General features: G+C 67.5%; 5 protein-coding genes and 1 tRNA gene. 3 read left to right on the forward strand and 3 right to left on the reverse strand.

Going from position 1 to position 6,360, the window contains the following annotated elements; all coding sequences use genetic code 11:
• Positions 1-623: 623 nt before the first annotated feature.
• Positions 624-2,561 carry a M1 family metallopeptidase gene (locus tag V6M45_RS14185; RefSeq protein ID WP_332657191.1) on the reverse strand — a complete coding sequence of 646 codons (1,938 nt, stop codon included), beginning with the start codon at positions 2,559-2,561 and terminating at the stop codon, positions 624-626.
• 80 nt (positions 2,562-2,641) lie between these two features.
• Positions 2,642-3,895, reverse strand: a complete 1,254-nt coding sequence (locus V6M45_RS14190; RefSeq protein ID WP_332657192.1) for a multidrug effflux MFS transporter — start codon at positions 3,893-3,895, stop codon at positions 2,642-2,644.
• Positions 3,896-3,995: 100 nt separating this feature from the next.
• Between V6M45_RS14190 and arsC the strand changes: the two genes are divergently transcribed.
• Positions 3,996-4,403 (forward strand): arsenate reductase (glutaredoxin), encoded by a 408-nt coding sequence (gene arsC / locus V6M45_RS14195; protein ID WP_332657193.1) that lies wholly within the window; start codon positions 3,996-3,998, stop codon positions 4,401-4,403.
• A 24-nt stretch (positions 4,404-4,427) separates the two neighbouring features.
• On the opposite strand, the gene V6M45_RS14200 is transcribed toward arsC, so the two are convergent.
• Positions 4,428-4,512: transfer RNA gene (locus tag V6M45_RS14200), tRNA-Leu, on the reverse strand.
• 663 nt (positions 4,513-5,175) lie between these two features.
• Between V6M45_RS14200 and V6M45_RS14205 the strand changes: the two genes are divergently transcribed.
• On the forward strand, positions 5,176-5,733 hold the full coding sequence (locus tag V6M45_RS14205; RefSeq protein ID WP_332657194.1) for a hypothetical protein: 558 nt from the start codon (positions 5,176-5,178) through the stop codon (positions 5,731-5,733).
• A gap of 252 nt (positions 5,734-5,985) precedes the next feature.
• Positions 5,986-6,360, forward strand: a 375-nt coding sequence (locus V6M45_RS14210) for a hypothetical protein (protein ID WP_332657195.1), incomplete at its 3' end; no start/stop codon positions are given.

The following is a 6,360-nucleotide window of genomic DNA, read 5'->3' on the forward strand; positions in this document are numbered from 1 at the left end:
GCCGGGCCTCGCCCGGTTGTGAATGTGATTACCGTTTCGACGAGACAGGCTGCCCCGCGCGGCCGTTTTCCACACGCCCTCCGACTGGCGGCCCTGCGTCCGGGCCTTTGACGGATCGCCCCGGCCGCCTTGCGACGACCGGACCGGGACGGCCTTACCCCCGCCATCGCGAGGCCATCTGACCGCACCTCAAGGCGCGCGGCGAGCAAGCAGAGGCCATCCATCGACCTCCGCGAGGACCCCCGGACTCTCCATCGCCCGGGCTTCATCGCTCGACCACAGCCCGCCGTCATCGAGAACGTGGATCCGACGCCCTCCCCGTCGACGGGATGGGCAGGAGTCTAGACCGGGGTCTTCCTACGGCGTGTTCAGGACGCTGACCCGGGAGAGATGTTGGGCGGAAACAGGAGGTTGACGGAAAACGAAAGGACGGCGGCGCATGAACTTGCAGCGCAGCAAACGGCCGTTTCTTCCCTGTCGCGCAGCGATGGGGAGGGGGACCGCGAAGCGGTGGAGGGGCTGGCGGCGGATTCTCGACCGTGCGGCGGAACGAGCCCCTCCGTCTCGCCGGCTTCGCCGGCGATCCACCTCCCCATCGCTTCGCGACGGGGAGGAGACAGAGATCAGGGCCGTCCCACCACGGCATCCACCGAATTGGTGGTGACGGGGTGATAGCCCGGGCGGGCCTGGGCGTAGATCCGGGTGGCGATGGGGCGGCCCCAGTCGCCTTCGGCCCACAGGCTCTGGAACAGGGGCAGGACGAATTTGCGCCGGCCCATGGTGGTCAGGAATTTCTCCAGCGTCGGGACTGCGGGCTGATAGCGGTGCTGGACCGCGATCTGGAGCCACGAATACAGCACCTCGGCATTGCCTTCCTCGCGCAGGTTCAGGGTCGCCTCGAGGTCGGCGAGCTGGGCCTCTGTCAGCCAGTCGGCGCCCTCGCGCTGGCTGTCCGGGCGCCAGGCGAGGAAGCGCTGGCGCTCCTGGGTCGACCAGCCCGCCCACGGGATGGCCGAGGCCGGGCCCTTGTCGGCGAAGAAGGCGCGGGCGGCGGCGTCGACGGGAACGAAGGCGGTCGAGACCGGGGGCTGCCAGTTCGACGGCATGCCGGGCTGGTAGATCCAGGCGTCCATCATCAGCTGATCCTCGAGCGCCTTCGTGGTGACGAGGTGGGTGCGGATGTCCTCGAGGAAGCGTTCGGTGGTCATGGGACGGAAGGCGTTGCGCTCGAAATAGCCCTTCAGCCAGGCGTCGAAGCGCTCCCGCCCGACGACGCGCTCGATGGTGCGCAGGAAGGCGGCGCCCTTTTCATAGGCGACGTCGGTCAGACCCTCGTCCGGGTCGCGGCCGGCGAGGTCCAGCTTGAGCCGGGTGTCGGCGGACGGCAGGTCGGCGAGGGTCGACTGCAGGTCGCCCCAGCCGAGCGACTGCAGCATCAGGGCGCGTTCGGGGCCGTAGAGGGCCTCCATGATGCGGTTCTCGAAATAGACGGTGAAGCCCTCGTTGAGCCAGAAGTCGGCCCAGGTGGCGTTGGTCACCAGATTGCCGGACCAGCTGTGGGCCAGCTCGTGCGCCACCAGCGAGACCAGCGAGCGGTCGCCGGCGATGATGGTCGGGGTGGCGAAGGTCAGGCGGGGGTTCTCCATGCCGCCGAACGGGAAGGAGGGCGGCAGGACCAGCAGATCGTAGCGGCCCCAGCGATAGGGGCCGTACAGCCGCTCGGCGGCGTCGACCATCTCGGCGGTCGGGACCAGTTCGTCATGGGCGGCGTGCAGCATCGACGGCTCGGTCCAGACCCCGGTGCGCTCGTCGATGGCCTGGAAAGCGACGTCGCCGACGCCGATGGCGATCAGATAGGGCGGCACCGGATTGGTCATGCGGAAGCGCCAGGCGGTGCGGCCCGGTCCGGCCGGTTCACCGCCGCCGACGGCCTCGGCGCTCATCACCGGCTTGAGGTCGGAGGGGGCGGTGATGCGGGCGTCCCAGGTCTGGCGGATGCCCGGGCTGTCCTGGGTCGGGACCCAAGTGCGGGTCAGGATCGCCTGGCCCTGGCTGAACATATAGGGCTTCTGGCCGCCGGCGGTCTGGGCCGGGGTCAGCCACTGCAGGGCGGCGGCGTCGGGCCGGGTGGCGTAGCGGATGACGATGCGGCGGCGCTCGCCGGGGGCGAGGGCGGCGAAGTGGACGGTCAGGGGCTGGCCGAGAATGGCGTCGTTGGCGCCGGTCTCGAAGCGCAGCGGGGCGCCGGCCACGTCACGGACGTCCTGGATGTCGAGATTGCGGACGTCGAGGACGATCTCGTTGGCGCCGGGCTCGCCGGTGATGTCCAGCGCGGCCGTTCCGGACAGGGTCTGCGCCTGGAAGTCGGCGGCGAGATCGAGGGAGACGTGGTTGACGCGGGCGATCTCGGGCCGGGCGTATGAGTGGATGTCGCGGACGTAGTCGACCGGGGCCGTGGCGATCACGGCGGGACTGTCGGAGCCCGGGGTGTTCATGGCGGCGCAGCCTCCGAGCGCGGCGGCAAGGGCGAGGGCGGATACGAGGCCGAACTTGCGGATCATCGGGGCGTCCTTGTGCGATTGTCCGCGGGACAACGCCCCGACGGGCCGGAAAGATCAAGCCCCCGGCCTCCGGCTTCGTCTCAAACCTTGACCGGCGTCGGCGCGGGGTGGCGGGCCTTGAACAGGCGGCCGCGCTCGGCGATCAGGACGAAGATCAGGGCGGCGAGGCCCATGGTCGTCATGCCGAGGGCCATCGGCGCGACCGAGCCGTCGAACTGCTGACCGATCAGGAAGCCGAGGGTCGAGCCGACCGTGGTGGAGATGAAGCCCTGGGCCGAGGAGGCGGTGCCGGCGATATGGCCCATCGGCTCCATCGCCATGGAGCCGAAATTGCCGGCGATCAGGCCGAAGCAGAACATGGTCAGCCCCTGCAGGACCGCGAAGGACCAGATGGTCTCGTGCCCGCTCAGGGCCACCGCCGAGTGGATCGCGGCCATGGCGATGAAGCCGAGCAGGGCGCTGTGCGAGATCAGGCGGGAGCCGAGCTTCTCGACCAGCCGGGCGTTGAGCAGGGAGGCCACGGCGATGCCGCCGGCGACGAGAGCGAACACGGTGGTGAACAGGCCCGGCGCCTCGAACACGTCGAAGAAGATCTGCTGGCTGGAGTTGATGAAGCCGAACAGGGCGCCGGTGATGGCGGTCATGGCCAGGGTGTAGCCGATCGACTGCCGGTTGGTGACGGCCTCGCGGAAGGCGGCGGTGATCCGCGCCACCTGGATCGGCATGCGGTCTTCGGGGTGCAGCGTCTCCGGCAGGCGGATCGCGGCCCACAGCATGAAGGCGCCGCCGGCGAGGGCGAGGACGCCGAAGACCCATGGCCACGGGGCGACGGTCAGGACCAGCTGGCCAAGGGTCGGGGCGAGGATCGGCACGCCGAGGAAGACGAGGAAGCTGAGCGACATGACCCGGGCCATGGTCCGGCCGCTGTAGCGGTCGCGCACGATGGAAACGGCCAGCACGCGCAGGGCGGCCGCGCCCAGGCCCGTGCCGACGCGGGCGGCGATCAGCAGGTCGAAGGTGGGGGCGAAGGCGGCCAGGACGCTGAACAGGACATAGAGCGACAGGCCGACCATCAGCACCGGCTTGCGGCCGTAGCGGTCGGCCAGCGGGCCGTAGACGATCTGGGCCACGCCGAAGCCGAGCAGATAGGCGGTGATGACCCACTGGCGGGCGTTTTCCTCGACCACCCCGAGGGCGTCGCCGATGGCCGGCAGGGCCGGCAGCATGGAGTCGATGGCGAGAGCGTTGAGCGCCATCATCATGGCGATCAGGGCGACGAACTCGGGGAAGCCGGGGCCCTTGAACGCGGGCGAGGCGGGCGTGGAGGAGGTCATCCGCGGCCAGATGCGGCCACAGGTCGCGGGGCGCAACCGGCGGGGCTTGAAATAGCGAGGGCGAAACGTGAAGTGAGCGGTCCGACCAGAGGACCAACCCATGACCGACTTCCCCGTCACCGTGTTCCACAACCCCGCCTGCGGCACCTCGCGCAATGTGGTGGCCATGGTCGAGGCGGCCGGATACCGGCCCGAGGTGGTCGAATATCTGAAGGCGGGCTGGGGCGCCGAGCAGCTGCGCGACCTGTTCGGCCGGGCCGGGATCACGCCGCGAGAGGCGCTGCGGGAAAAGGGCTCGCCGGCGGCTGAGCTGGGTCTGCTGGAGGATGGCGTCAGCGACGAGGCCATTCTGGCGGCCATGGTCGAGCACCCGATCCTGGTCAACCGCCCGATCGTGACCACGCCGAAGGGCGCGGCCCTGTGCCGGCCGTCGGAGGCGGTGTTCGATCTGCTGGAGCGGACGCCGGAGGGCTTCGTCAAGGAAGACGGGGAGCGGGTGAACCGCTGATCGCGCGACGCCGGCGATCCGGGATGGTGCGGGCGGTCGGGCTCGAACCGACACTCCTTTCGGAACCGGATTTTGAGTCCGGCGCGTCTACCAGTTCCACCACGCCCGCACAGGCCGGAGGGCTGGGGTCCTAGCGTGGGCTTCGGGGCATTTCAACCACCCGGGGGTCGCGGATCCGCCCGTGGCGCCCGGATGTCACCTGTGGTTGCATATGTGGCGTTTTGAAGCATTGGAATCAATGCGGCAGGTTACGGTCAAGGTAATCGGCAAGAGGGCGTCTCGCTCTGAACGCTGATCAACTTGGACACCCCCGCTGAACCCTCCTCATCGATTGAAAGCAAAGCTGGGATCTGCCCGGGCGACGGCGACCGCTATTTCCAGTCAGGTGATCCGCCTCACGCGCTCTGTGTCGGCCGTAGGGGATCAAGGCGACAGAAAACATTCGCCTTATAAATCAACAAGCTGATGGTTAAGAATCGCCCATGGCGCGGCATTTTAACCACGGAAGCTCGTGCGCGGGTTGAATATAACGGGGATACCCAAATCAGGGGACGCCGGTTCTCCCCCTCGAGATTAAGTTGAAAGTTAAGGAAACGTTAAGTTTTCGACTTTGGGGGACGCGGTCCACAGGCCGTTTCCAAAAACAAGTCAGAGGCAGCGTCGGGTCGCGTTCCCCGCGCTGGAGACCGGCTGCGCCCCTGCAAGGGCCGGGCCGGAAGGAGGCCGCCGTCCCGGCGGTTCCGCTCAGGCGGGTAGTTGATTGGAACGGCCGATGTCCGGGTTTTCGAAACATTATTCCCTGGGGGGACTGGTCTGTCTGGCCGCCGTGCTCGCGATCTCGTCGCCTGCTGCGGCTCAGTCCAGGGCCATTGAGGCCACCTTTTCCAAGCTGGACGCCGTCGTCACCGGCCGCATCAGCGACCGGTGCGAACTGGCCGGGGGCGGTTCGATCAGTTTTGGCGAACTGACCGGCCGGGAGACGGCGGTCGCCCAACTCTCCCTCGATTGCAACGTGCCCTTCGATATCGGCCTGCAGTCTGCCGGAGGCGGTCTCACCCACGCCGCCCTGCCGATGGGGCAGGGGCCGTTCGCAGGCCAGCTCGGCTACACGGTCGATGTCCGGGTCCCGACGCTGTCGCCGCAGCCGGCGGTGCTTCATGGCAGTTTCAACAGCGCGGAACTGAAGACGCGGCGCACGCTCAGCAGCGGCGATGCGATCGCGGCCGGCGGCGGCCGGCTCGAATTCAGGACGCTTCCCCCTGCCGGAGCGGGTCTGCTGGCGGGCGAGTATTCGGAGACGTTTACGGTTACGCTGACGCCGCATCTTTAAAGCGGACCGAGCGCTCGCTGAGCGACAACAAGAATTGATTCATATCAATGCAGCCGCCGCCAGTACGGGCGGAGAAATGAATTGTATTACGCGACATTTATGACTTTCCCCAGTCGCGCGAATACATACGAAACCTGACATATCACCGATTTTTTTGTTGACTCGGATATTTACGTTTTGTTAAAGCTCAACCTGAGGTCGGACCTTTCCCGTCCTGGTCGAAAATCTTCATCCCATGCCTTGGAGGCAATCATGAAAATCGTTTCGCTTCTCGCCGGCGTCGCCGCCGTCGCTCTCACCGCCGGGGCCGCTTCGGCCCAGGACATCAACAAGGGTCAGGCCCACATCTTCGGAACGGATGTGAACATTCAGGGCGGCGGCTTCTTCGCCGACCTGGCCGCTGCCGCGAACCGCGCCAACGCCAACTGGGGCAACTCGCCCGTTTCGTCGTGGCACGCCTATGGCAACGCCGCGAACAACAACGGCACGGCCGCGGGTTCGGATGGCGCCAGCTTCACGATGACCGGCACGGTCTCGACCGACTGCGCCTACTATTCGGGCAACAACAACACCGAGACCCTGGATTTCGGCCAGATCGGCATCTACGCCTCGGACAACACCGGCCCG

The sequence above is a fragment of the Brevundimonas sp. genome, assembly GCF_036676055.1.
Classification (GTDB): domain Bacteria; phylum Pseudomonadota; class Alphaproteobacteria; order Caulobacterales; family Caulobacteraceae; genus Brevundimonas.